This window comes from Ancylobacter tetraedralis, assembly GCF_014195655.1.
Classification (GTDB): domain Bacteria; phylum Pseudomonadota; class Alphaproteobacteria; order Rhizobiales; family Xanthobacteraceae; genus Ancylobacter; species Ancylobacter tetraedralis.
In genome coordinates, this window is record NZ_JACICD010000001.1 from 473,427 (window position 1) to 497,322 (window position 23,896).

23 protein-coding genes are annotated in these 23,896 nt (G+C 67.7%); 5 read left to right on the forward strand and 18 right to left on the reverse strand.

What is annotated here, in order from left to right:
- Positions 1-20: 20 nt before the first annotated feature.
- From FHS55_RS02215 to FHS55_RS02240, 6 genes are all read right to left on the reverse strand, one after another.
- Positions 21-587 (reverse strand): DUF447 domain-containing protein, encoded by a 567-nt coding sequence (locus tag FHS55_RS02215; RefSeq protein WP_183188036.1) that lies wholly within the window; start codon positions 585-587, stop codon positions 21-23.
- Complete coding sequence (locus FHS55_RS02220) at positions 584-2,050, reverse strand: DUF6513 domain-containing protein (RefSeq protein WP_183188037.1); 1,467 nt, start codon at positions 2,048-2,050, stop codon at positions 584-586. Before FHS55_RS02220 ends, FHS55_RS02215 begins: the two co-directional genes overlap by 4 nt.
- The gene (locus FHS55_RS02225) at positions 2,043-2,624 is read right to left on the reverse strand and encodes a flavoprotein (RefSeq protein ID WP_183188038.1); all 582 of its coding nucleotides are present in this window, start codon (positions 2,622-2,624) and stop codon (positions 2,043-2,045) included. The genes FHS55_RS02220 and FHS55_RS02225 overlap by 8 nt, the downstream gene beginning before the upstream one ends.
- A complete protein-coding gene (locus tag FHS55_RS02230) occupies positions 2,621-3,247 on the reverse strand; it encodes an amino acid kinase family protein (protein ID WP_183188039.1) in 627 nt (208 codons plus the stop codon). The genes FHS55_RS02225 and FHS55_RS02230 overlap by 4 nt, the downstream gene beginning before the upstream one ends.
- A 241-nt stretch (positions 3,248-3,488) precedes the next feature.
- Positions 3,489-4,292, reverse strand: coding sequence for a TrmH family RNA methyltransferase (locus FHS55_RS02235; protein ID WP_183188040.1), 804 nt, complete (start codon positions 4,290-4,292; stop codon positions 3,489-3,491).
- A complete protein-coding gene (locus tag FHS55_RS02240; protein ID WP_183188041.1) occupies positions 4,289-6,121 on the reverse strand; it encodes an ABC-F family ATP-binding cassette domain-containing protein in 1,833 nt (610 codons plus the stop codon). The genes FHS55_RS02235 and FHS55_RS02240 overlap by 4 nt, the downstream gene beginning before the upstream one ends.
- Before the next feature lie 150 nt (positions 6,122-6,271).
- Here FHS55_RS02240 and FHS55_RS02245 point away from each other — a divergent pair, with 150 nt between their 5' ends.
- The 4 genes from FHS55_RS02245 to FHS55_RS02260 all read left to right on the forward strand — a co-directional run bounded on the left by FHS55_RS02245 (position 6,272) and on the right by FHS55_RS02260 (position 10,397).
- Positions 6,272-7,687, forward strand: coding sequence for an FAD-binding oxidoreductase (locus FHS55_RS02245; RefSeq protein ID WP_183188042.1), 1,416 nt, complete (start codon positions 6,272-6,274; stop codon positions 7,685-7,687).
- Between the two features lie 216 nt (positions 7,688-7,903).
- On the forward strand, positions 7,904-8,977 hold the full coding sequence (gene exbB / locus FHS55_RS02250) for a tonB-system energizer ExbB (protein ID WP_183188043.1): 1,074 nt from the start codon (positions 7,904-7,906) through the stop codon (positions 8,975-8,977).
- Positions 8,978-8,983: 6 nt separating this feature from the next.
- On the forward strand, positions 8,984-9,463 hold the full coding sequence (exbD, locus tag FHS55_RS02255; RefSeq protein ID WP_183188044.1) for a TonB system transport protein ExbD: 480 nt from the start codon (positions 8,984-8,986) through the stop codon (positions 9,461-9,463).
- Positions 9,464-9,527: 64 nt separating this feature from the next.
- Positions 9,528-10,397, forward strand: coding sequence for an energy transducer TonB family protein (locus FHS55_RS02260; RefSeq protein WP_183188045.1), 870 nt, complete (start codon positions 9,528-9,530; stop codon positions 10,395-10,397).
- A 45-nt stretch (positions 10,398-10,442) separates the two neighbouring features.
- Here FHS55_RS02260 and FHS55_RS02265 read toward each other — a convergent pair whose 3' ends face one another.
- From FHS55_RS02265 to FHS55_RS02290, 6 genes are all read right to left on the reverse strand, one after another.
- Positions 10,443-10,934, reverse strand: a complete 492-nt coding sequence (locus tag FHS55_RS02265; protein ID WP_183188046.1) for a hypothetical protein — start codon at positions 10,932-10,934, stop codon at positions 10,443-10,445.
- Between the two features lie 37 nt (positions 10,935-10,971).
- A complete protein-coding gene (locus FHS55_RS02270; RefSeq protein ID WP_183188047.1) occupies positions 10,972-11,964 on the reverse strand; it encodes a dipeptide ABC transporter ATP-binding protein in 993 nt (330 codons plus the stop codon).
- Positions 11,961-12,950 carry an ABC transporter ATP-binding protein gene (locus tag FHS55_RS02275; RefSeq protein ID WP_183188048.1) on the reverse strand — a complete coding sequence of 330 codons (990 nt, stop codon included), beginning with the start codon at positions 12,948-12,950 and terminating at the stop codon, positions 11,961-11,963. Before FHS55_RS02275 ends, FHS55_RS02270 begins: the two co-directional genes overlap by 4 nt.
- Before the next feature lie 3 nt (positions 12,951-12,953).
- Positions 12,954-13,889: an ABC transporter permease subunit gene (locus FHS55_RS02280; RefSeq protein WP_246339760.1), complete on the reverse strand. Its 936-nt coding sequence runs from the start codon at positions 13,887-13,889 to the stop codon at positions 12,954-12,956.
- On the reverse strand, positions 13,879-14,892 hold the full coding sequence (locus FHS55_RS02285; protein ID WP_183188049.1) for an ABC transporter permease subunit: 1,014 nt from the start codon (positions 14,890-14,892) through the stop codon (positions 13,879-13,881). Before FHS55_RS02285 ends, FHS55_RS02280 begins: the two co-directional genes overlap by 11 nt.
- Positions 14,893-15,116: 224 nt before the next feature.
- Positions 15,117-16,715: an ABC transporter substrate-binding protein gene (locus tag FHS55_RS02290; protein ID WP_183188050.1), complete on the reverse strand. Its 1,599-nt coding sequence runs from the start codon at positions 16,713-16,715 to the stop codon at positions 15,117-15,119.
- Between the two features lie 271 nt (positions 16,716-16,986).
- Here FHS55_RS02290 and FHS55_RS02295 point away from each other — a divergent pair, with 271 nt between their 5' ends.
- Positions 16,987-18,225 (forward strand): acyl-CoA dehydrogenase, encoded by a 1,239-nt coding sequence (locus FHS55_RS02295; RefSeq protein WP_183188051.1) that lies wholly within the window; start codon positions 16,987-16,989, stop codon positions 18,223-18,225.
- Positions 18,226-18,338: 113 nt separating this feature from the next.
- On the opposite strand, the gene FHS55_RS02300 is transcribed toward FHS55_RS02295, so the two are convergent.
- From FHS55_RS02300 to FHS55_RS02325, 6 genes are all read right to left on the reverse strand, one after another.
- Positions 18,339-18,788 carry an RrF2 family transcriptional regulator gene (locus FHS55_RS02300; protein ID WP_183188052.1) on the reverse strand — a complete coding sequence of 150 codons (450 nt, stop codon included), beginning with the start codon at positions 18,786-18,788 and terminating at the stop codon, positions 18,339-18,341.
- Between the two features lie 99 nt (positions 18,789-18,887).
- Positions 18,888-19,037 carry a hypothetical protein gene (locus tag FHS55_RS02305; protein WP_183188053.1) on the reverse strand — a complete coding sequence of 50 codons (150 nt, stop codon included), beginning with the start codon at positions 19,035-19,037 and terminating at the stop codon, positions 18,888-18,890.
- A 56-nt stretch (positions 19,038-19,093) separates the two neighbouring features.
- Positions 19,094-20,428 carry an ATP-dependent DNA helicase gene (locus tag FHS55_RS02310; protein ID WP_183188054.1) on the reverse strand — a complete coding sequence of 445 codons (1,335 nt, stop codon included), beginning with the start codon at positions 20,426-20,428 and terminating at the stop codon, positions 19,094-19,096.
- A 68-nt stretch (positions 20,429-20,496) separates the two neighbouring features.
- On the reverse strand, positions 20,497-21,339 hold the full coding sequence (locus FHS55_RS02315; RefSeq protein WP_183188055.1) for an EamA family transporter: 843 nt from the start codon (positions 21,337-21,339) through the stop codon (positions 20,497-20,499).
- A gap of 83 nt (positions 21,340-21,422) precedes the next feature.
- Positions 21,423-22,262, reverse strand: coding sequence for a DMT family transporter (locus FHS55_RS02320; protein ID WP_183188056.1), 840 nt, complete (start codon positions 22,260-22,262; stop codon positions 21,423-21,425).
- Between the two features lie 127 nt (positions 22,263-22,389).
- Positions 22,390-23,880 (reverse strand): NAD-dependent succinate-semialdehyde dehydrogenase, encoded by a 1,491-nt coding sequence (locus FHS55_RS02325; RefSeq protein WP_183188057.1) that lies wholly within the window; start codon positions 23,878-23,880, stop codon positions 22,390-22,392.
- Positions 23,881-23,896 lie beyond the last annotated feature (16 nt).

Below are 23,896 nucleotides of genomic sequence, written 5' to 3' on the forward strand. Positions count from 1 at the left end.
GATGCAGGGGGTGGGTTCGCTCAGGACGCGCGCTTGCGGCGGAACTCGGCGACAGCCTCCAGCATCCAGTCCCACGCCTCCTGCTCCTGCGGCCCGGCGGTTTTTTCCACCGCGATGGCGAGATAGGCCATTTCCTGGTCGATCTTCTCGTCGGGCAGGAAGTTGAGCCGGCTCACCAGCACGGCGGCCTCCAGCACGGCAGCCTTGGCGCGGTTCAGTCCCTCGAAGCGGCTGTGCCCTTCCGAATGGTAGGTCTTGCAGAAGAACTTCGGGCGCTGCGGATCGTCCTCCACCCGCTCGACGGTGATCTCGTCATGGGAGAGCGCGTCGGCGAGGCGCGGGCAGTCGATATAGGTCGCCTTCTTCACGTCGACCGGCACGCGCTTGCCGACTACGCAGCCCGCGAAGATGCGCACGTCATCGGTGAAGTTGACCACCGCGATGCGGGTCGTCGCCAGATTGTCCAGCGTGCGCGAGGGGCGGAACGGCTGCAGCAGGTAGCCACCCTCGATCACGCTGGCCCCCATCGGCGCCAGATGCGGCTCACCCGCGAGCGAACGGGTGGTGACGATGACTTCACGGATCACGGCGGCGTCTCACCTGTTTGCGGCTTTCCGGCGGTCGACTGCCGGTCGGCCTTGGCCTGCAGGGTCGTGCCGGCCTGCTTGAATGTCAAACGATGGGCCTCCTCGGGGCTGCCGGCAATGTCTCCGGCGACGCCCCATTTCAGGCCCTCATCCTGCGCATAGCGCTTGCCGAGCTTGAAGGCGATCTCCGCTCGCGCGGTTTCCACGCCGAGATAGAAGGCGTGGGCGCCATCCTCCTCCACCTTGAGATGGGGGAACAGCGCGAAGGGCTCGTCGGCGATGTGGTGGCCGTCGCGGTTATAGATGTGGATGCCCGCCTCGCTCACCTCGATGCGGAAATTGCCGTCGCGCACCTGGCCCGCAAGATACGCGACCTCCTCCGGCGTGGACGCGTGCGGCTTGCGGTCGCGCAGCGCCATGAGGCCGCCACCGAAGCCCTGCGGCAGCGCGCCGGCCTGCCGCGCGGCAAAGAACTCGCGCCGGGCGCGGTCGAATTCGCGCACCGCCGTGCGGCAATGCGGGCTCACCTGCACCGCCAGGACGGCACCGATATACAGTTCCGAGATCATCCCCATCAGGATGGCATTGATCCCGGTTGTGTCGGCATCCGTCAGCTCAGTGACATTGCCGATGCCCATGAGGATGGGAATGTGCGGGTAGCGTCGGCGCAGCTCCGCATAGCGCACGATCGAGGCGGTATAGCCATAATGGATTGGATCGAGGATCGGGTCGGCCAGGAAGGGCTGGCCGCTGGCGAGGCAGATGTCGACCGCGCGGCACAGCGAATCGAGGTCGCCCTGTTTCGCCGGCACGAGGACCGGGACCGCCGGGCCTTCCTCCGCGATGTGCAGATTGGTCTCGTTGAGACTGAGCAGGAAATCCGCGCCGGCGCGCGTGGCGCGGGAGAGTTCGCCAAGGTCGAAGGAATCCACGCTCACCTTCAGCCCCTCCGCGTGAAGCGCGGCGATCGCCTCTTCCAGATGGGGGAAGGGCGTATCCGGCATGCAGCCGAGGTCGATGACGTCGGCGCCTTCGCCTTTCAGGAAAAGGGCGCGGGCGCGGATGCCCTCGACATCGAGCACGGTGGCGTCGACAATCTCGGCGAAGATGGTGACATCGTGCTTTGACAGGTCGACGGCGCGGCGCTGTTGGCCGAAATAGTCCGGCAGGTCGGCCATCTCGTCCGGCCCGCGCGAGAACGGCACGCCGAAGAAGCGCTCCAGCCGGTCGAGATCGCCGCGAAACCGGCCGGGCATCAGCACGCGGTCGGTGCCCTCGGGAAGCTTGAGGCGGCGCTCGACGATCTCCGCCGTCATTAGCGCGGCGACCTTGACCCCGACATTGACCACGACTGGATCGAGGCTGGCATCGGCAATCTCGCCGGCGATCCTTGTCAGGCGCGGTTCGGCCAGCGAGCCGGTGACGAGGGCGATCTTCTCTGGCCGTTTCGCCGCGTCAGTCATCGCTGGCCGCGACCGTCTCCGCGGCTTCCTTTCCGGCGATCAGGCTCTGGCGCGCGGCGATGGCGGCTTCGAGTTCGTGGATGGACTCGACCACCGTCGTATCCTCGAATTCCTTGAGCCTCGCCGTGTTCTCCAGGTCGATGCGGCGCGGATAGACGGGGTAAAGGCCCTTGGGCGCCATGGTGATCATCTCCGGCGCGGTGTCGCAGGCGAAGACGATTGTCTGCACGCGGCACTTGCCGGCCTGCGCGAAGCAGTTCGTCACCAGCGTGTCGGAAATGCCGTAGACCGCCTTGGCCACCGTGTTGGACGAGGCCGGCGAGACCACCAGCGTGTGGTAGAGCTGCTCATAGAAACGCCCCACCGGCGCGGAACTCGCCGTCGTTTCCCGGAAGATGCGCGTGTCCTTGGGCAGGTCCTGCTTGTACATGCGCAGCACTTCGTCGGCGGCCCTGGACACGAACAGGTCGACCGCGTCCAGCGCCTTGATGAGGGCGATGGATTCGGTGAAGAAATGGCCCGAGCCGGTGAGCGCCCAGGCCCAGCGCGGATAATGCCCCTCATTCTCGCTCATGCCGCGCGCGCTCCCTCGTTGAGGCTCACCCGTGCCGTATCGGGCGTGACGAGGTCGACCGCGCCGCCAAACGCGGCGGCAAAGCGCGGGAACAGCGGGTCGACCAGCCCGGCGGCGACCCAGTCGGCCGGGCCGCTGCCGGCCGCGGCGGGAGCCGATTTCACCAGAATCAGGCGGGCGGCGCCGGTCTCACCCGCGAGCCAGGCGGCGAGGCTGTCGGAGGTGAGGTCCCAGCTTTCGGGCAGTTCGGCGGCGGCCAGCGCCATGCGGGCGGGCAGCCAGAGCGCGGCGCGCCCCTGTGCATGGGCACGGGCGAAGGCGGGCAGGCTGTCGGCCAGCACGAGGCCGGGCGCGAGATCGGCGAAGGCGTGGGCCGCCTGTTCCATGGCGAGGATGGCCATGCGGTGGCAGGCGCCATCGCTCAGCGACATCCGGGGCTGCAGCGCGCGCACGCCATCGGCCAGCGGCCCGCCGCCGGTCACCAGCACGAGCGGCGCGCCGCGCCGGGCGAGATCGGCGAGCAGCAGGGCGAGGCGCGGCGAACCCATCAGGCTACCGCCGAGTTTCACGATGATGGGGCGGGCCGCCGATCGGCCGCGAAAGGGGGACGATGTTACGTGCATCTGGCGTTTCCTCACCGGCGGCCGGCAGGCCGGGCGCCGAAGGGGCAAACTATCTCACGCGGCGAAAGGATCAATGGAAAGGGCGGGTGCGCATCGCCGGCTACAAAAAAAGACCCGGGGCTAGGCCCCGGGTCGTAACGAAGTCGACGGTCATCAAACGGGTAATCCGTCTGGTATTCCAATTTGAGGATATCCCTCTCGAGACGTTTGTCGAGGGTTGAATCGGCGCCTCACGAGGCCGTTATCGAGCATCCGCAAGGGAATGCAGCACGATACCACTCGTGGTCGCGACGTTAAGGGAATCGAAATCCCCCTTCATAGGAATGCGCACCGTGTGGGCGCGCGCCAGAATGTGCGGGGGTAGCCCGGGACCCTCCGCGCCGAGCAGCACCGCCGCCCGCCGCGGGCGAGGAAGGGCTGTGATCGGGGTCTTCCCGGCGGGGCTGAGCGCGATCAGCTCGAATCCGTTGGCGACAAGGAGGTCGAGCAGCGCCTCCGCCGAGCCCTCGCGGGCGAAGGGAACGATGAGGCTGCCGCCGACCGAGACGCGGATCGCCTTGCGGTAGAGCGGATCGCAGGACGCGAAATCGAACAGCGCGGCGTCAGCGCCGAAGGCGGCGGCATTGCGCATGATGCCGCCGACATTGTCATGATTGGTGATGCCGAGCGGCACGACCACCAGCGCTTCCGCGGGCAGGCCGGCGATGAGCTGCTCGGCCCCCGGCATCTCCCCGCGCAGGCCGATGCCGAGCAGGCCGCGATGAATGTGGAAGCCGGTAATGCCGTCGAGGATGGCCTGGCTCGCGGTATAGACCGGCAGGTCCTCCGGTGCCCCCTCCAGCAGGCCGCCGAGCCCCTCGATGCGGCTTTCCGCCAGCAGCAGCGATTCCAGCGGGAAGCGGTTGCGCGGCGACAGCGCCACGTCGAGCACAGTCTTGCCCTCGACGACGAACCGCCCGCCGCGCCCCACGAGATCGCGTTCCTTGATCACGCGGTAGGCGTCGATGCGCGGGTCGTCCGACGAGGTGAGCTCGATGAGCCTCACCCGCCCAGTTCCTCGCGCAGCATTTCCAGCTGCAGCCACTCTTCCTCCGCCTTGGCATGCTCGGCCTGGATGCGGGTCAGCTCGGCGGTGGATTTCTGAAAGCCGGCGGGGTCGCGGGTGTAGAAATTCGGCGTGTGCAGCTTGTTGTTCAACCGCGCGATGTCGGATTCCAGCTGCGCGATGCGCTTGGGCAGCTGTTCCAGCGCGTGCTTCTCCTTGAACGAGAGCTTGCGCTTGGCCGACGATGCCGGGGCCGCCCCCGTCGATTTCGCTGGTTTGGCAGCTGTGGACTTGCTGCTCGCCGGTGCCGTCGCGGCGGCGGCCGCCCGCGCCTTAACGCCATGGCCACGCTGGGCCACCATGTCGGAATAGCCGCCGGCATAGACCTCCCAGTTGCCATCCCCCTCATAGGCGATGGTGGCGGTGACGGTGCGGTCGAGAAAGTCGCGGTCATGGCTGACCAGCAGCACCGTGCCGGCATAGTCGTCGATCATCTCCTCGAGCAGATCGAGCGTCTCGAGGTCCAGATCGTTTGTCGGCTCGTCGAGCACCATGAGGTTGCTGGCCTGTGCCAGCGCGCAGGCCAGCAGAAGCCGCCCGCGCTCGCCGCCCGACAGGCGCGAGACGGCGGTGCCCGCCTGTTCCGGGGTGAACAGGAAGTCCTTCATGTAGCCGATGACATGGCGCGGATTGCCGCCGACGAACACCTGATCGCCGCGCCCGTCGGTGAGCGTTTCGCGCACCGAGCGGTTGGGGTCGAGCGCGGCGCGGCGCTGGTCCAGCGTCGCCATCTCGATATTGGTGCCCATCTTGGCCTTGCCGGTATCGGGGGCCAGTTCGCCGGTCAGCATTTTCAGCAGCGTGGTCTTGCCGGCGCCATTGGGCCCGACAATGCCGATGCGGTCGCCGCGCTGGATGCGGATGGAGAGGTCGCGCACGATGACGCGGTCGCCATAGGTCTTGGAAATGTGCTCGGCTTCCATCACCAGCTTGCCCGAGACATCGGCCTCGGTGGCGGCCATGGTGATGGTGCCCACAGCTCCGCGATGGTCGCGGAACTGCGCGCGCAGGGCGGCGAGTTCGCCCACACGGCGCACGTTGCGCTTGCGCCGGGCCGTGACGCCGTAGCGCATCCAGTGCTCTTCCGCGACGATCTTGCGGGCGAGCTTCTGCTGGTCGCGCTCTTCCTCTTCCAGCACCTGGTCGCGCCATTCCTCGAAGAAGCCGAAGCCGCGCTCCATGCGCTTGGTGCGGCCGCGATCCAGCCACACCGTGGCGCGGGTCAGGTCCTGCAGGAAGCGCCGGTCATGGCTGATGAGCACGAGGGCGGAGCGCAGCGAGGCGATTTCCGCCTCCAGCCATTCGATGGCCGGCAGGTCGAGATGGTTGGTCGGCTCGTCGAGCAGCAGGATGTCCGGCTCGGGCGCCAGCACGCGGGCGAGCGCCGCGCGGCGGGCTTCGCCGCCGGAGAGATTGGCCGGGTCTTCCGCGCCGGTGAGTCCCAGCTCGTTGAGCAGGTACATCGCCCGGTATTCCTGGTCGCCCGGTCCCATGCCGGCTTCGACATAATCGAGCGTGGTCTTGAAGCCGGAGAGGTCCGGCTCCTGCGGCAGGTAGCGCACCGTGGCGCCAGGCTGCACGAAGCGCGGACCGCTATCGGCCTGCACGAGGCCGGCGGCGATCTTGAGCAGGGTGGATTTGCCCGAACCGTTGCGGCCGACGAGGCCGACGCGTTCGCCGGCGGAGACGGACAGTTCCGCTCCGTCGAGCAGCGGCGTGCCGCCGAACGTCAGTCGGATGTCCTGGAGGAGAAGGAGAGGAGGCGCCATGGCGCGGGGATAGGGGGAAAGCGCGCGCGGGGCAAGGGGAGGAGAGGCCGGCAAGGGTCGCAACGCCCGACACGGATGTAAGCTGTGGTAAGTGAGCCATCATCGCGCTATGCGAGCCTCCATTTCTGGTCCGCCTGTCGGAGACGGTTCATGTCCTCCTCGATCGATAGCCTGCTCGCCGCCATCGCCCAGCGCATCGGCGCTGCCCATGTGCTCACCGCGCCGGAGGACATGGCCCCCTATCTGCGCGAGGAGCGCGGGCTCTATCAGGGCAAGACGCCGGCCGTGCTCCGGCCGGGCTCCACGCAGGAGGTGGCCTTCATCGTCCAGGCCTGCGCGGCGGCTGGCATCGCCGTGGTGCCGCAGGGTGGCAATACCGGGCTGGTCGGCGGGCAGGTGCCGTTCGGCGAGGTGCTCCTCTCGCTGCAGCGTCTCGACCGCATCCGCCAGGTCGACCCCATCGACATGACCATGACGGTGGAAGCCGGCTGCATCCTCGACAAGCTGCACGAGGCGGCCGAAGCGGCGGGCTGCCTGTTCCCCCTGCACATCGCCTCGCAGGGTTCCTGCCGCATCGGCGGCAACCTCGCCTCCAATGCCGGCGGCACCGCCGTGCTGCGCTACGGCAATGCGAAGGATCTGGTGCTGGGCCTGGAGGTTGTGCTGGCCGACGGCCGGGTATGGAACGGCATGAAGCGCCTGCGCAAAAACAATGCGGGCTATGACCTCAAGCACCTGTTTCTCGGCACCGAGGGAACGCTCGGCATCATCACCGCCGCCGTGCTCAAGCTGTTTCCGCAGCCGGCGCAGCGCGCCACCGCCTTCCTCGCGGTGCCCGATCCGGCGGCCGCGCTCGCCCTTCTCAAGCGCCTGCGCGGCGAGGCGGGGGATGCGCTGACCACGTTCGAGCTGATGGCGGCCTTCGGCGTCGAGACGGTGCTCAATCACATGCCCGGCACCGTGCGCCCCTTCCGCGACCGCTATGACTGGTATGTGCTGGCGGAGTTTTCCGCGCCGACCCGCGCCTTCGACCTGGCCGCCCTGATGGAGGAAAGCCTCGGCACCGCCATGGAGGCGGGCGAGGTGGTCGATGCCGTCATCGCCGCCAGCCAGGCGCAGGCGGCGGCGCTGTGGCGGCTGCGCGAGGACATGTCGGAGGCGCAGAAGCACGAGGGCGGCTCGATCAAGCACGATGTTTCCGTGCCGGTGTCTCGCGTGCCGGAATTTCTCGCCCGCGCCCTGCCGGCGGTCGAGGCGCTGCTGCCGGGCCTGCGCCCATGCCCGTTCGGCCATGTCGGCGACGGCAATATCCACTTCAATCTCAGCCAGCCCGTCGGCATGGACAAGGCCGCCTTCCTCGCCATGTGGGAGGCCTTCAACCGCGTCGTTCACGACATCGTGGTCGAGATGGACGGTTCCATCGCCGCCGAGCACGGCATCGGCATACTGAAGCGCGAGGAGTTGGCGCACTACGCCGATGCGGTGGGGCTCGACCTGATGCACCGCCTCAAGAGGGCGCTGGACCCCGCCGGCCTGCTCAATCCGGGCAAGGTGATCCATCTGTGATGACGGTAGTAAATATCAGTTTGGAATAATGTAAAACTGGTATTTGTTACGATATTGGCTGATTTGAAACGTTCTACATTAAGGCCTTGAGGCTTTTTGCTGTTGTCCGCCTCGTGCCTGCGGGTTTATGGAAGCCGGTAACGGACATTCCGGCACGCCATTACGCTGCGCATCATCACGCGGAGCAGGGCGGCCGACCGAACTCGGGTTGCCGCCATGCTGACACGCCCCACCGCCTTTTCGCCTTGCCTGCGCCACGCCGCCTTTCTGGCGCTGGCCATCCTGTGCGGACTTGCGCCGGTGCAAGCCCAGCAGCCGGCCGCCCCCGCCCCGCAGAGCGGCGTGTCCGTGGCTGGGCAGCCGGTGACGACGTCACCGGCGGGAGCACAGCAGCAGGTCGGTGCGCAGCCGGTGCCCCTCCAGCCGCTTGCCACGCCCTCCCAGCCCACCGCCGTCGAACCGGCGCCTGCATTCCCGGCGGGCACGCCCGTCGTGGATCCGGCGGCGCCGGCTCCGGTGGTCGCGCAGGAGGATGCCGCGGTCGCCGCGCAGATGCCGCACGATCTGTCGCCATGGGGCATGTTCATGGCGGCCGACTGGGTGGTGAAGGCGGTGATGATCGGCCTCGCCTTCGCGTCCGTCGTCACCTGGACGGTGTGGCTCGCGAAGTCCGTGGAACTGCTTTTCGCCAAGGCGCGGCTGCGGCGGGCGCTGAAGGGCTTCCTCGCGGCCGCCTCGCTGGAGGAAGCGCGCGATGTCGGCGCCGCGGGACCGGCCGGCGCCATGATCAAGGCGACGGCGTTGGAACTGAAGCGTTCCAGTGATCTGCCGGCCGAGGGCATCAAGGAGCGCGTGTCGATTTCGCTGGGGCGCATCGAGGTGGCGGCGGGCCGCGCGATTGCCCGAGGCACCGGCCTGCTCGCCACCATTGGTGCCACGGCGCCCTTTGTCGGCCTGTTCGGCACGGTGTGGGGCATCATGAACTCGTTCATCGGCATCTCGAAGGCGCAGACCACCAACCTCGCGGTGGTGGCGCCGGGCATTGCCGAGGCGCTGCTGGCCACCGCGATCGGCCTTGTCGCCGCCATTCCGGCGGTGGTGATCTACAATCATTTCAGCCGTCAGGTTTCCGGCTATCGCGTGCTGATGGGCGACGCGGCGGCCGAGGTGCTCCGCCTGCTCTCGCGCGATCTCGACCGTCGCGATGTCGCCCGTGCGCGCGGCGGACAGGTCCATGCCGCGTCGCCGGCGGCTGCCGCCGCCTCGCGCCTGCGCGCCGCCGCGGAGTAGCGCGCCATGGCCGCCAAGCTGCAGAGCACCGACAGCGACGATCTCGTCGAGAACCACGAGATCAACGTCACGCCCTTCATCGACGTGATCCTGGTGCTGCTGATCATCTTCATGGTGGCGGCGCCGCTGTCCACGGTCGATGTCGCGGTGGATCTGCCGGCCTCCAATGCCGCCGTGCAGCCGCGCCCGGACAAACCGGTCTATCTCACAGTGAAGGGCGATCTCGGCCTCGCGCTCGGCAATGACGACGTGGCGCGCGAGGCGCTCAGTTCCACGCTCGACCGCGCGACCGAGGGCAAGAGGGACACGCGCATCTTCCTGCGGGCGGACAAGAGCGTCGACTATGGCGCGCTGATGGAGGTGATGAACCTGCTGCGCGCGGCGGGTTATCTCAAGATCGCGCTGGTGGGGCTGGAAATGGTCGGCCAGCCGGCTGCGGCGCCCGCTGCCACCTCTCCCGCTTCCACCGCGCCGGTGGCACGGTGAACGTGCGGCGGACTATGAGCGTGCGGCCACAGATGCGGGCACAGCCAGAGATGCGGGCACAGCCATGAGCCTGATGCTCCTCAAGGGCGGGCCGCGCCAGCGCAGCGTGGAGGTTCTCGTCTGGGCTGTGTGCGGCGTGGTGGTGCTGGGCGTGCACGGCGCGGCGGTGGCCTACATGCTGCAGCCGCCGCCCCTTGTGGCGGCCGACGAGCCGGCGGCGATCATGATCGAGCTGGCGGAACTGCCGGTCTCGCCCGAGGCCGAGCCTGTCGAACTGCCGCCCGGCCCGCAAATGATGGAAGCGCCGGAGAAGATCGAGCAGGAGGTTCCCCCCGATCCGCTATCGGAGGTGGAGGACGTGCCCCCGCCCGAGCCCGAGATCGAGCAGGAGCCGATTCCCGAGGTCGCGCAATCGCCCGCTCCCGATATCGAGGTGCCGCTACCGCCCCCTCCGCCGCTGGCCGCCGAGCTGACGCCGCCGGAGAAGAAGCCGGATCCGCCGAAGGAGCGGCCCAAGCCGAAGCCCAAGCCGAAGGAGCGGGAGAAGAGCGAGAAGCCGCCGGCGCCGCAGACCTCGGCCGCGCCCTCGATCGACGCCGCGCGCGCCGACCGCGTCGCCGCGCCGACGGCCGGTGCCTCCTCCTCGCGCTCGATGACGGTGGCGAACTGGCGCTCGCGCCTGATGGCCCATCTCAACCGTCACAAACGCTATCCGACCGGCGAGAATGGCAGCGGCAAGGCGCGCGTCGCCTTCACCATCGATCGCTCGGGCCGCGTGCTTGCGGCGCGGCTGGTCGGCGGTTCCGGCAATGGCAGCTTCGATGAGGAGGCGGTGGCCATGGTGCGACGCGCCTCTCCCGTGCCGCCGCCGCCGGCCGATATTGGCGGCAGCACCATCAGCTTCAGCGTGCCGGTGGACTTCACGCGGCGGTAATTGAACCGGCGCGTCGCCCACGGTGCGGTGCTCTCGGCGTGCGGCTTACAATGCGGCCGGCGCGGCCTTCATCTCGCCTGTCACGTCGCGGGTGCCTGGGAGGTTCCGAGCGGCATCCCGCAGGATGAACCTCCACGCATTCACGTGGGGGGTGAAGGTTGATCCTGCGATGATCGTCTCGAGGGGGATGATGGCAGCTCGATGCACGTCGAACCTCTCATCGAGAATGAGCCCGGCAAGTTGGTCGAATGGCCTCTGGTCCAACCGGCGAAGTGCCGATAGCTGGCGAGACGGGTTGCGTACTGTCACGCGTCGGCACTTTATCTGGTAGCGGATGCCCTGCGAGTCTACCGCATCATACCCGGTGGTGGAGTTGGCGCTGAGATTCCAGCCGAAGGCGCGGGCGAACAGCGCCTCGGCGTAATCCCCCGCCGGTCCATTGCCGCTGCGGAGCAACTCGCGCCGGCGAAGTTCGTCGGCGATGCCAGCATGCAGGCGAAGCAGCTGCGAAACCGTGCAATCCCTCAGATCGGTCATCCGCTGCCCTGCGTGGCCGATGACGGGCGCGCCGCCCCTATTGCGCCACCCAGCAGGCGACCAGTTGCTCGCCCTTGCGCTCCAGCGGCGGCATTTCCTGCCGGCAGCGCTCCACCACCAGCGGGCAGCGCGGGTTGAACGGGCAGCCCTTGGGCGGGTTGAAGGGGGAGGGCAGTTCCCCTTCCAGCACGATCCGCTCCTTCTTCGCCTCCGGGTCGGCCATCGGCGTGGCGGAGAGGAGGGCGCGCGTATAGGGGTGCCGGGGCGCATCGAAGATGGCGTCGCGCGGGCCATGCTCGACCGCGCGGCCGAGATACATCACCAGCACCTCGTCCGCCATGTGCCGTACCACCCCGAGATCGTGCGACACGAACACATAGGCGACGCCGAGGCCCTGCTGCAGTTCCACCAGCAGGTTGAGCACCTGCGCGCGTACCGAGACGTCGAGCGCGGAGACCGGCTCGTCCAGCACCAGGATCTTCGGCCGCAGCACCAGCGCGCGGGCAATGGCGATGCGCTGGCGCTGGCCGCCGGAGAACATATGGGGGTAGCGCCCGTGATGCTCAGGCCGCAGGCCGACGCGCGCCATCATGTCGACCGCGCGGGCATGCCGCTCTGCGGCGGAGAGATTGGTGTTGACCAGCAGCGGCTCCTCGATCGCCTTGCCCACGGTCTGGCGTGGATTGAGCGAGCCATAGGGGTTCTGGAACACCATCTGCACTTCGCCGCGATAGCGGCGCAGCGTGGCTTTGTCGGCGTCCGCCACATCCACGTCGTCCAGCAGCAGCGAACCGGTGCCCGGCCGCTCGATCATGGTGAGCATGCGCGCCAGGGTCGACTTGCCCGAGCCCGATTCGCCGACAATGGCGAGCGTCGAGCGCGGCGCGAGGCGGAAGCTGATGCCGTTCACCGCCTTCACCGTGGCGGGCTTGGCGAACATGCCGCGCGCCACCGCATAGCTTTGCGCGAGGTTGACCGCCTCCATCACGCTGTCGGCGGCCTTGGACTCAAAGGGAGCGATCTCGTTCATGCGGCGATTTCCTGGGCCCGCGGGACGCCGTCGACCAGCGGGGTGTGGCACAGCGCATGGCCGAGCGCGGCGTTCGCGCGCGGCGGCGGCACGGTGCGGCAGGTGTCGGTGGCAAAGCGGCAGCGGGGCGAAAACAGGCAGCCCTTCGGCCGATCCGCCAGCCCCGGCACCACGCCGGGGATGGAGGGCAACAGCCGGCCATGCGCCCGCTCGGGCAGGGCCGCCAGCAGGGCGGATGTATAGGGGTGGTGCGGATCGCGGAACAGGCCGCGGGTCGTCTGCATCTCGATCTGCTGACCGGCATATTGCACGCAGACGCGCTGCGAGGTCTCCGCCACCACGCCCATGTCATGGGTGATCAGCACGAGGCCGACACCGCTCTCGCTCTGCAGCCGCAGCAAGAGGTCGAGGATCTGCGCCTGGATGGTGACGTCGAGCGCGGTGGTCGGCTCGTCGGCGATGATGAGCTTGGGGCGGCAGGCCAGCGCCATGGCGATCATCACGCGCTGGCTCATGCCGCCGGAGAGCTGGTGCGGGAAAGCCTTCAGCCGGCGCACCGGCTCGGGGATGCCGACCAGTTCCAGCAGTTCCACCGCCCGCGCCTGCCGCTGCGCCCGCGACAGGTCGAGATGGGCGGCCATCGCCTCGCGGATCTGGAAGCCCACCGTGAAGCACGGATTGAGGCTCGACATCGGCTCCTGGAAGATCATCGCGATGTCGCGCCCGATGATCTTGCGCCGCTCGCGTGGGGTGAGGGTGGCGAGGTCCTGCCCGTCGAAGCTGAGCCGGTCGGCGGTCACCTTGGCGGTCCAGGGCAGCAGGCCCATCACCGCCAGCATGGCGACCGACTTGCCCGAGCCCGATTCGCCGACGATGGCGACCAGTTCGCCCGCCTCGACGTCGAGATCGACGCCATCCACCGCCTTGAACGGCCCCCGGCCGGTGGCGAAGGTGACGGAGAGGTTTCGGATGGAGAGTAGCGGCATCTCTCAGCTCCTCCTCAGCTTCGGGTCGAGCGCGTCGCGCAGCCCGTCGCCCATCAGGTTGATGGCGACCACGGTGACGAGGATGGCGAGGCCGGGCAGCGTCACGATCCACGGCGCCGAGCGGATGAACTCGCGCGAGTCGGCCAGCATGGCGCCCCATTCCGGGGTCGGCGGCTGCGCGCCGAGGCCGAGGAAGCCGAGCGCCGCCGCCTCCAGGATCGCGTCGGAAATGCCGAGCGCGGCCTGCACGATGAGCGGGGCGAGGCAGTTCGGCAGCACGGTGACGAACATCAGCCGCAGCCTGCCGACGCCGGCCACCTGTGCCGCGACGACATATTCCTTCGAAAGCTCGGCCATGGCCGCCGCGCGCACCAGGCGCACATAGCGCGGCAGGTAGACGACGGTGACGGCCACGATCGTGTTGGTGAGGCTCGGCCCCAGCACCGCCACGACCAGGATAGCCAGCACGAGGCTCGGGATGGCCACCACGAGGTCCATGACGCGCATCACCACCACTTCGACGATGCCGCGCAGGAACGCGGCGGCCAGGCCGAGCACGATGCCGACCGCGACCGAGACCAGCATCACCGACAGGCCGATGCCGAGCGAGATGCGCGCGCCGTAGATGAGGCGCGAGAGCACGTCGCGCCCGACCGCATCGGTGCCGAACGGGAAGGCCCACTCGCCCCCCGCCCATACCGGCGGCAGCAGCACATGCTCGCGAAACTGTTCGATCGGCGAATGCAACGCGAGGACGGGCGCGAAGATCGCCAGCAGGGTGATGAACACCACCACCGCGAGGCCGAGCACGGCGCCGCGATTCTCGCTGAAGGCGGACCAGAAGGCCCGCAGCGGCGACACCTCCGGGGGGACGGTCTCGACGAGCGCATCGGCCGGCACGGCGGCTGCCGTGGCGTTGAGGACCGGATCATCCGCCATGACGAATCCTCGGATTGATCGCGACATAGAGCAGGTCGACGATGAGATTGACGAGGATGACGATGCCGGAGATCAGCATGATGCCGCCTTGCAGCGCGGGATAGTCGCGGCGGGAAATCGACTCGATCAGCCATTTTCCCACCCCCGGCCAGGCGAAGATGGTCTCGGTGAGCACCGCGCCGGCGAGCAGCGTGCCGGTCTGCAGCCCGATGACGGTCACGACCGGGATCAGCGCGTTGCGCAGCGCATGCAGGCCCACCACGCGCAGAGGCGAGAGGCCCTTGGCGCGCGCCGTGCGCACGTAATCCTCGCTCAGCACTTCCAGCATGGAGGAGCGCGTCATGCGGGCGATCACCGCGAGCGGAATGGTGCCGAGCACGATGGAGGGCAGGATGAGATGGGCCACGGCGGCCCCGAACGCGCCTTCCTGGTCCGACAGCAGGCTGTCGATCAGCATGAAGCCCGTCACCGGCTCGAAATAGTAATTGATGAGGTCCATGCGACCGGAAACTGGGGTGAGCCCGAGATATTCCGACATGAACATGATGAGCAGCAGGCCCCACCAGAAGATCGGCATGGAATAGCCGGCCAGCGCCACCGTCATTACCGAGTGATCGAAGATGCTGCCGCGCTTGACCGCGGCGATGACGCCCGCGGGAATGCCCAGCACGATGGCGAAGATCAGCCCGCAGAAGGCCAGTTCCAGCGTGGCCGGAAACAGGATGGCGAATTCATGCAGGATGGGCGTCTTGGTGACGATGGAGACACCGAAATCGCCGTGCAGGATGCCGTTGGCATAGTGCAGGAACTGCTGCCAGACGGGCTGGTCGAGCCCAAGGTCGTGGCGCAGCATGGCGAGGCGCTCGGGCGCGATGCCGCGCTCGCCGGTGCGCGCCTCGATCGGGTCGCCCGGCACCAGCCGCACGGCGACGAAGGTGACGAACATCAGCGCCACGAAAGTCGGCAGCGTCAGCGCGACTCGGCGAAGGAAAAATCGAAACATCGAGATCCCGGGCTCTGAATGCCCCGCGTCGGGCGTCGCCAGGGGCGACGAAGCGCTTGCGCGCCGTCACGAGCGGGGAGGGGAATGCGCCCCGAGGGACGCGGCACGCGCCACGGCATTGCCTGCGGCATGAGCCGCCGCCCTTGCAAAGGCGACGGCGCATCCGCTCGTTCGCGAATGCCCGGCGCCGGCGGAGCGCTCCAGCCCCCGGCGCCGGCATCAGGTCACTTCAGGTCGACGCCATAGAATTCGTGGCGGCCGAGCGGGCTGACCTTGTAATCCACCACTTCCTTGCGGGTCGGCTCGTAGACGACCGAGTGGGCGATGGTGAACCAGGGCGCCTCTTCCTTCACGATGACCTGCGCCTGCTCATAGAGCTTGGTGCGCTCGGCGACGTCCGAAATGGTCTTCGCCTTGGTGATCAGATCATCGAATTCCTTGTTGCACCACTTGGACAGGTTCTGCCCGCCGGGACGGGCGGCCGCGCAGCCGAGCAGGAAGAAGAAATTGTCCGGATCGCCATTGTCGCCGGTCCAGCCGAGCTGGCCGGTCATGTGCTCACCCTGCTGCAGGCGCTTGCGATACTCGCCCCACTCATAGGAGACGAGCTTGGCATTGACGCCGATCTTGGCGAGATCCGACTGCATCATCTCCGCGACGCGCTTGGCGTTCGGGTTGTAGGGGCGCTGCACCGGCATCCACCACAGGTCGATGTCGAGCGGGGTCTTCACGCCGGCCGCCGCCAGCATCTCCTTGGCCTTGGCCGGGTCGAACGGATAGTCCTTGATGTCCTTGTTATAGGACCAGATGGTCGGCGGGATCGGGTTGATCGCGGCCTGGCCGGCGCCCTGGTAGACGTCCTTGATGATGGCGGCCTTGTCGATCGCCATGTTGAAGGCCTGACGGACCTCCTTCTTGTCGAAGGGCGGCTTCTGCGTGTTGAACGAGAGGTAGCCGATGTTCAGGCCCGGCTGCGAGATCAGGTTCACCAGCGGATCGGTCTTCATGCCCGCGATGTCGGCCGGGTTCGGCGCGATCATCACCTGGCACTCGCCCTTCTTGAGCTTGGCGTAGCGCGCCGTCGCGTCGGGGGTGATCGCGTAGACCAGATTGTCCAGCGCCGGCTTGCCGAGGAAGTAGCTCGGGTTCGCCTTGAAGCGGATCACCGCGTCCTTCTGGTAGTTCACGAAGGAGAACGGGCCGGTACCGACCGGGATCTGGTCAAACTGCTCGGGCGTGCCCTTCTTGAGCAGCATGTCGGCATATTCTTTGGACTGGATGGTGGCGAAGTCCATCGCGAGGTTCGCCAGCATCGGCGAGTTCGGCTCGGTGAGCGTGAACTTCACCGTGTAGTCGTCCACCTTGTCGATCGACTTGAGCAGATCGGGCATGCTCATGTCGTTGAAGTAGTCGTACGCGCCGCCGGTGACCTTGTGGTAGGGGTTGGTGTCCTTCCACATACGGTCGAACGAGAAGATCACGTCATCGGCGTTGAAATCGCGCGTCGGGGTGAAGCCGTTGACGCCCGAATGAAACTTCACGCCCTTGCGGAGCTTGAAGGTGATCTCCTTGCCGTCGTCGGACACCGTCCAGCTCTCGGCGAGGCCGGGCACCACCTTGGTGGAGCCGCGCTCAAACTCGACGAGCTGGTTGTAAACGGGCCGAGCGGCGTCGAAGCTGGTGCCTGTCGTGTTGAGGGCAGGCGTGAAATTCTCGGGGCTGCCCTCCGAGCAATACACGAGCGTCTTGGCGGCGTAGGCAGGCGCAGCGAGCACGGTGAGCATCGCCGCTGCGATGACCACCTTGGTGTTGATGACCAGCATTTGAAAAACCCCTCTTATGGACGTCACGGCGTTGGCGTGCCCGTTCGAATGGCCAGCCTATTGTTTAGTCACCGTCGCCCGCCTCCACTCAAGCATGTGTCTCGACGTTACGCAATCACACCATATGTATAGACGAAAGTCGCATGTGAATTCGCAAGGCCAGCGTTGGAGCGGCTTTGCGCGTCGCGCCGGCGTGCATGCCGGCGTGCGAAGTTGTAAGACCGTACGGTCGCCGGTGCCGGACCGGCCACGGTTCAGGAGACATGATCCGATGAGTGCCGAGCCTTCCGCCACCGCTGCTGGAACCGCTCCTGCCGCCCGCTCGTCCGGTCGTGCGGTGTTCGACTGGGCCGATCCGCTCGATTTCGAGGCCCAGCTCACCGAGGAGGAGAGGCTGGTCCGGGACACGGCGCGCGACTATGCACAGGAAAGGCTGCTGCCGCGGGTCGCTTCCGCCTATCTGGAGGAGCGCTTCGACCGCGAGATCATGAGCGAGATGGGCGAACTCGGCCTGCTGGGGCCGACCATTCCCGAAGAGTTCGGCGGCGCCGGGCTCGGCTATGTGTCCTACGGCCTTGTCGCCCGCGAGGTGGAGCGGGTCGATTCGGGCTATCGTTCGGCGATGAGCGTGCAGTCCTCGCTGGTCATGCACCCGATCCATGCCTATGGCAGCGAGGCGCAGAAGCGCAGGTTCCTGCCCCGGCTGGCCACCGGCGAGATCGTCGGTTGCTTCGGCCTGACCGAGCCGGATGCGGGCTCGGACCCCGCCGGCATGCGCACCCGCGCCGAGAAGATCGACGGCGGCTACCGCCTCTCCGGGGCCAAGATGTGGATCACCAACGCGCCCATCGCCGATCTCGCGGTGGTGTGGGCGAAATCCGCGGCGCATGACAACGAGATCCGCGGCTTCCTGGTCGAGCGCGGCATGACGGGGTTCTCGACGCCGAAGATCGAGGGCAAGCTCTCGCTGCGCGCCTCCATCACCGGCGAGATCGTGCTCGATGGCGTGGAGCTTCCCGAAGAGAACCTGCTGCCCAACGTCTCCGGCCTCAAGGGCCCGTTCGGCTGCCTCAACCGCGCGCGCTACGGCATTGGCTGGGGCACGATGGGGGCGGCGGAGGCCTGCTACGCCGCGGCCCGGAGCTACACGCTGGATCGCCATCAGTTCGGCAAGCCGCTGGCGGCCACCCAGCTGATCCAGAAGAAGCTGTCGGACATGGCGACCGAGATCACGCTCGGCCTTCAGCTCGCGCTGCGCGCCGGCCGGCTGTTCGACGAGGGCCGGCTGCCGGTGGAGACCATCTCCATGCTCAAGCGCAACAATTGCGGCAAGGCGCTGGATATCGCCCGGCTCGCCCGCGACATGCATGGCGGCAACGGCATTTCCTCGGAATATCCCGTCATGCGCCACATGCTGAACCTGGAGACGGTGAATACCTATGAGGGCACGCATGACATTCACGCGCTGATCCTCGGCCGGGCCATTACCGGGCATCAGGCATTCTTCTGAGCGATGCCTCGGCGGCGCCTGTCCCGGGCCGCCGCCCGTGATGGGCGGACGCTTCTCGGGCGGTGCCGGGAGCCGTCAGGCATCGCCATTTGGCGACTGCCTTGGCGGCGATCTCAGATATTGTACATCAGGTCCGCGTCGGGCGTGTTGGCGAAGACCACCATGTCGTGCAGCGTCATCCGGTCGAGAATGTCCGACATCGCGTCGCGCACCTTGGTCATGGTGATGCGCACCGCGCATGCCGGCAGATCCTCGCAGTCCTGGCAGGGCACATAGGCGCTCTTGGATGCGCACCCGATCGGTGCCAGCGGTCCGTCCAGCGTGCGGATGATATGGCCGACGCGAATTTCGCGTGGCGTCTTGGCAAGGGCATAGCCGCCGCCCGGACCCTTCTTGGAGCGCAGCATGCCGGCATTGCGCAGTTCCAGCAGGATCGCGTCGAGAAACTTCTTGGGGATGTTGTTGGCGGTGGCGATCTCCTGGCCCATGGCGCTGCTGCCTGGTTCCAGCTTCGCCAGAAAGAGCATGGCCTTGAGGCCGTACTTTCCCTTGTTCGTCAGCATGTCCGCCCACAATCCCGCGTAAGGCCGCAGTCAATCCACGGCCCTGATACGCTATATAGATGATAGATGGGCAGTGATATTGCCAGTGCTGATTTTAGCTCAGCGCCCGACCTCGGCTGTCGTGGCCGCCGACGGCGCCGCGCTTTCGCTGGCGAAAGGATGCGCGAACAGGATCGCGCCGAACACGATGGCATAGGCGAGCGCAAAGAGCAGCTTGTCGCGATACTGGCGGATGCTGGTCTGGCTCATGGGCGCCCCTTCCTCGGTGGCCCATAATCTATCAACAATATGGAATTAGTAAACCCTCAGCGCGGCTCGGTCGTCCCGATCCGGCCCGCCGCTTCGAAAGCGGTGGTGAAAGCGGCCACGCGCCGGTCGATGCGGATATCGGACGCGCGCAGCGGCCGTGCCAGCGACAGGCCTTCCAGGGAGCGGGCGCGCGAGAGCGCGACATAGGCCTGCCCGGCCGCGAAGGTGCCGCTGTCGAAATCGATGCGGGCATCGTCCAGCGTCAGGCCCTGCGCCTTGTGCACCGTCACCGCCCAGGCCGGCACGAGCGGCAGCTGGGAATAGGTGCCGACCACCTTCGCCGCGATCTGCCCGGTCGCCTCGTCCCAGTCATAGCGGATGCGTTCCCAGCTGGTGCGCTCGATTTCGACGACGCCGGCCCCGTCCAGCCGCACGAAGGCGCGGTCGGGCGCGAGGCCGATAATGGTGCCGACCGAGCCGTTGACCCATTGCTTCTCGGGATCGTTGCGCACCGCCATCACGCGCGCGCCAACCTTGAGCACCAGCGTCTCGGGAACCGGCAGACGGTCGGTGGCAAGATCAAACTCGCCCTCGCTCTTGCCCTCGAAGATGCGTCCCGCCTCCGCCAGACCTTCGAGGCCGCGCCGGTTATAGGCGTCGACGCGGGCATTGGTCGGCGCCAGCACGACCGGGACCCGCCCCGGCCGATGCTCGCGGAAGGAGGCGGCATTGATGGCGGCAACCGCGCGCTCCATCTGCCGGCCCATGCGCAGATCGGCCAGATGTGCCACGAACTCCTCGTCGGTCTGCCGGTAGACCTGCGTGAACGGCAGGCGCGCCACCTCCACCTCGCGCAGCACGCGAGCGTCGAAGGCGAAGGGGCCCTCATAGCCGAGATGGCCGAGAATCTCGCGCTCGGCCGTGGGCACCACGGGCGGCAGCTGCAGGAAATCGCCGACCAGCACCACCTGCACGCCGCCGAACGGCGCGGGATCGCTGCGCGCGATGCGCAGGCAGCGGTCCACCGCATCGAGCACGTCGGCGCGCACCATCGACACCTCGTCGATGACGAGACGCTCCAGCTTCTTCATCAGGTTGCGCTTCGGCGAACGCGGCTTCACCTGATCGGGATCGACGAGGCGGGGTGGCAGGCCGAAGAAGGAATGGATGGTCTGCCCGCCAAGCTGCAGCGCGGCAACGCCGGTTGGGGCGAGGAAGGCCTGCCGCCCTCCGCCATGCCGCCGCAAGGCATGCAGGAAGGTGGTCTTGCCCGTGCCCGCGCCCCCCAGAACCATGATGAGCGGCGCCCCCTCGCGCACAAGGGCGAGCGGAGCGGCGAAGGCCTCCTCCGACAGGGAGGGGCGAATCGTGGTGGCGGGCAGCGTGTTCATGGGCGCAATGGAGCACAGCCCGGCGCGGGGAGCCAATTCCGTGCCGCTTGCAATTGCGCGCCGCTCTGTCAGTGCAGCTTGATCAGCACGAGGCCGGCGACGATGAGGGCGGCGGAGACCAGTCGCTCCCGGCGCAGCGGCTCGTGCAGTACGACGACGGCGATCACGGCGGCGAACAGCACGCTGGATTCCCGCACCGCCGCGACGAGGCCGATCGGCGCCCGCGTCATGGCCCAGATGGAGATCCAGTAGGCCGCCAGCGACATTGCCCCGCCCGCGAATCCGGGCCCGATGAAGGAGAGCGCCGGCTTCAGCGCCCGCGGTCCCTTCCAGGCCAACCCGAAAATAGTGATGACCAGGCTGTCCATCACGAACAGCCAGGACGTGTACATATGCGGCGACGAGGCGCTGCGCGCGCCGAGCCCATCCACCAGCGTATAGGCGGTGATGCTGACGCCGCAGGCGAGCGCCAGCCGCAGCGCCCGTCCGTCCAGCGCGGCAAGGCCCTTGCGGCGCCAAGCGATGGCGAGGATGCCGAGCGCCAGCACCACCACGCCGAGAAAACCCTGCGCGTCGATCGCCTCGCCGACCAGCGTCACCGACAGGAGGGTGGTGAGCAGCGGCGCGCTACCGCGGGCCAGCGGATAGACCAGCCCCATGTCGGCCAGCCGGTAGGCCCCGCTGAGCGTGAGGTAATAGACGAGGTGGATGAGGATCGAGGCGATGATCCACGGCCACAGATGCGGCTCCGGCGGCCCGAGCCACAGCGCCACCGGCAGGGCGATGAGGCCGCAGGCGGCATTCACCAGCACGACGGCGATGAAGGGATCGAGCCGGATCTTGAGAATGGCGTTCCAGCCGGCATGCATCGCGGCGGCGGCGATCACCGCGAGGAAGACACTGAGGTCCATGGAACTGCCATTGCCGGGAGAACAGAGCGCGCTCTATCTGATTCCGCCGGCCCTGCCGAGAACCGTCCGCGCGGTCGCCGGCTTCAGTGCAGCTTGATGAGGGTGAGGCCGCCGATCACCATGAAGGCGCCGATGATCCGGTCGGTGCGCAAGGGTTCGCGCAGGATCGCGACCGACATGATGGCGCCGAACAGCACGCTGGATTCGCGCACCGCCGTCACGAGGCCGATCGGCGCCTGCGTCATCGCCCAGACCGAGAGCCAGTAGCTGACGAACAGCATGGCACCGCCCAATAGTCCGAGCGGCAGGAAGCCGACCATGGGCGCCATGGAGCGGGGACCCTTCCAGGCGAGCACGACGAGCGCGATCACCACCGCGTCGCAGACGAACAGCCAGGTCGTGTAGGCATTGGCCGAGCCGGAAATGCGCGCCGCCGTGCCGTCGATCACCGTGAAGGCGGTGACGGCGATGCCTGAGCCCAGCGCCAGCAGCAGCGCGCGGCCCTCCATCATGCGGCCGAAGGCCTCGCGCGCCATGGTGAGGATGGCGAGCGCCAGCAGCACGATGCCGATGACGCCGATCAGCCCGATCGGCTCGCTCAGCACCAGGATCGAGACCAGCGCGGTGAGCAGCAGCGCGCTGCCGCGCGCCACGGGGTAGGTGAGCCCGAGATCGGCCCGCGAATAGGCGCCGATGAGGAAGGCGTAGTAGCTCAGGTGCGCCACCACAGAGCCGCCGATCCACGGCCACAGAGCCCGGTCGGGCGGGCCGATCCACAGCGCGAAGGGCAGCGCCGATGCGCCGGCGCCGAGGCCCACCAGCACCAGCGCGCGGAACGGATCCAGCTTGATCTTGAGGATGATGTTCCACGCGGCCTGCATGGCGGCCGACAGGAGAACGACCAGGAAAACGGCGAGATCCATGGGGAGGCCGGCGCGCGAGGGAAACCGTTATCTTGGTACCTCATTCCGCACCGGCCGCCGAGCCGGTTCCCCCGGCCCCGGCGCGTTTTTTACGCCAGGGCCGGGATATGTCAGGGCCTGTCGTCGATCACAGGCCGAGTTCGGTGACGAACTTGGTGTTCACATAGGCCTCGATGGCCTCGATGCCGCCTTCCGAGCCGTAGCCGGAATCCTTCATGCCGCCGAAAGGGGTCTCGGGCAAAGCGAGGCCGTGATGGTTGATCGACACCATGCCGCTCTCGACGCGGCGGGCGAACTCGTCGGCGCGTTTGGCGGAGGTGGTGTAGGCATAGGCGGCGAGCCCGTAGGGCAGCCGGTTGGCCTCGGCGATGACCGCTTCGGTGGAGGTGAAGGACTGGATCGGCACGATCGGGCCGAACGGTTCCTCGTTGAGGATGCGCGCATCCGCCGGCAGGTCGGTCAGCACGGTGGGCTGGAAGAAATAGCCCTTGTTGCCGATGCGCGCGCCCCCGGCGCGCAGCGTGGCGCCCTGGGCGAGGGCGTCGGCGGTGAAGCCTTCCATCGCCTCGACGCGGCGGGCATTGGCGAGCGGGCCCATGCGGACATCCGCGTCAAGGCCGCTGCCGACCTTCACCTTGTTCACGGCCTCCGTGAAGCCGTCGACGAAGCGGGCATAGAGGTCCTCATGCACGAGAAAGCGGGTCGGCGAGACGCAGACCTGCCCGGCATTGCGGAACTTGGCACCCGACAGCATCTTCACCGCGTGGTCGAGGTCGGCGTCCTCGAACACCACGGCCGGCGCGTGCCCGCCCAGCTCCATGGTGACGCGCTTCATGTGCAGCCCGGCCAGCGCGGCGAGCTGCTTGCCCACCACGGTCGAGCCGGTGAAGGTGATCTTCTTCACGATCGGGTGCGGGATGAGGTAGGCGGAAATCTCCGCCGGCACGCCGAACACCAGATTGATCACGCCCTTGGGCAGGCCGGCATCCTCATAGGCCTTGACCAGCGCGGCGCAGCTGGCCGGGGTCTCTTCCGGGCCTTTCAGGATGATCGAGCAGCCGGCGGCCAGCGCGGCGGAAATCTTGCGCACCGCCTGGTTGATCGGGAAGTTCCACGGCGTGAAGGCGGCGACGACGCCCACCGGCTCCTTGTGCACCACCTGCTGCACGCCGGCCGCGCGGGCCGGGATCACGCGGCCATAGAGTCGGCGCGCCTCTTCCGCGAACCAGTCGATGATGTCGGCCGCCGCATTGGTCTCGAGGCGAGCCTCGACCAGCGGCTTGCCCTGCTCCAGCGTCATGAGGGTGGCGATGGTGTCCGCGCGCTCGCGCAGGATCTCGGCCGCCTTGCGCATCAGCTTGTAGCGCTCGTGCGGGACGACATGGCGCCACGTCGCGAAGCCCTTTTCGGCGGCGGTGAGCGCGGCGTCGAGGTCGGCCCGGCTGGCATGGGCCAGGGTGCCGATCACTTCCTCCGTGGCCGGATTGACGATGGGCTCGTGCGCCCGCGTGCCGTCATGACCGCGGCCCTCGCGCCACTCGCCATCGATGAACAGGAGGACGTCGGGATAGTTCACGGGGGCGGTGCTGGCGGCGGTGCTGGAGGAAGCGGTACTCATGGCGGACCTCTGGAGG

Excerpts from the sequence above, each read along its gene's own strand:
- FHS55_RS02260 (WP_183188045.1), top strand. The coding sequence starts at position 9,528 with ATGAGCCTGATGCTCCTCAAGGGCGGGCCGCGCCAGCGCAGCGTGGAG.
- FHS55_RS02220 (WP_183188037.1), bottom strand. The coding sequence starts at position 2,050 with ATGACTGACGCGGCGAAACGGCCAGAGAAGATCGCCCTCGTCACCGGC.
- FHS55_RS02270 (WP_183188047.1), bottom strand. The coding sequence starts at position 11,964 with ATGAACGAGATCGCTCCCTTTGAGTCCAAGGCCGCCGACAGCGTGATG.
- FHS55_RS02305 (WP_183188053.1), bottom strand. The coding sequence starts at position 19,037 with ATGAGCCAGACCAGCATCCGCCAGTATCGCGACAAGCTGCTCTTTGCG.
- FHS55_RS02240 (WP_183188041.1), bottom strand. The coding sequence starts at position 6,121 with ATGGCGCCTCCTCTCCTTCTCCTCCAGGACATCCGACTGACGTTCGGC.
- FHS55_RS02225 (WP_183188038.1), bottom strand. The coding sequence starts at position 2,624 with ATGAGCGAGAATGAGGGGCATTATCCGCGCTGGGCCTGGGCGCTCACC.
- exbB (WP_183188043.1), top strand. The coding sequence starts at position 7,904 with ATGCTGACACGCCCCACCGCCTTTTCGCCTTGCCTGCGCCACGCCGCC.
- FHS55_RS02275 (WP_183188048.1), bottom strand. The coding sequence starts at position 12,950 with ATGCCGCTACTCTCCATCCGAAACCTCTCCGTCACCTTCGCCACCGGC.
- FHS55_RS02245 (WP_183188042.1), top strand. The coding sequence starts at position 6,272 with ATGTCCTCCTCGATCGATAGCCTGCTCGCCGCCATCGCCCAGCGCATC.
- FHS55_RS02265 (WP_183188046.1), bottom strand. The coding sequence starts at position 10,934 with ATGACCGATCTGAGGGATTGCACGGTTTCGCAGCTGCTTCGCCTGCAT.
- FHS55_RS02290 (WP_183188050.1), bottom strand. The coding sequence starts at position 16,715 with ATGCTGGTCATCAACACCAAGGTGGTCATCGCAGCGGCGATGCTCACC.
- FHS55_RS02320 (WP_183188056.1), bottom strand. The coding sequence starts at position 22,262 with ATGGATCTCGCCGTTTTCCTGGTCGTTCTCCTGTCGGCCGCCATGCAG.
- FHS55_RS02325 (WP_183188057.1), bottom strand. The coding sequence starts at position 23,880 with ATGAGTACCGCTTCCTCCAGCACCGCCGCCAGCACCGCCCCCGTGAAC.
- FHS55_RS02310 (WP_183188054.1), bottom strand. The coding sequence starts at position 20,428 with ATGAACACGCTGCCCGCCACCACGATTCGCCCCTCCCTGTCGGAGGAG.
- FHS55_RS02295 (WP_183188051.1), top strand. The coding sequence starts at position 16,987 with ATGAGTGCCGAGCCTTCCGCCACCGCTGCTGGAACCGCTCCTGCCGCC.
- exbD (WP_183188044.1), top strand. The coding sequence starts at position 8,984 with ATGGCCGCCAAGCTGCAGAGCACCGACAGCGACGATCTCGTCGAGAAC.
- FHS55_RS02280 (WP_246339760.1), bottom strand. The coding sequence starts at position 13,889 with ATGGCGGATGATCCGGTCCTCAACGCCACGGCAGCCGCCGTGCCGGCC.
- FHS55_RS02230 (WP_183188039.1), bottom strand. The coding sequence starts at position 3,247 with ATGCACGTAACATCGTCCCCCTTTCGCGGCCGATCGGCGGCCCGCCCC.
- FHS55_RS02315 (WP_183188055.1), bottom strand. The coding sequence starts at position 21,339 with ATGGACCTCAGTGTCTTCCTCGCGGTGATCGCCGCCGCCGCGATGCAT.
- FHS55_RS02285 (WP_183188049.1), bottom strand. The coding sequence starts at position 14,892 with ATGTTTCGATTTTTCCTTCGCCGAGTCGCGCTGACGCTGCCGACTTTC.
- FHS55_RS02300 (WP_183188052.1), bottom strand. The coding sequence starts at position 18,788 with ATGCTGACGAACAAGGGAAAGTACGGCCTCAAGGCCATGCTCTTTCTG.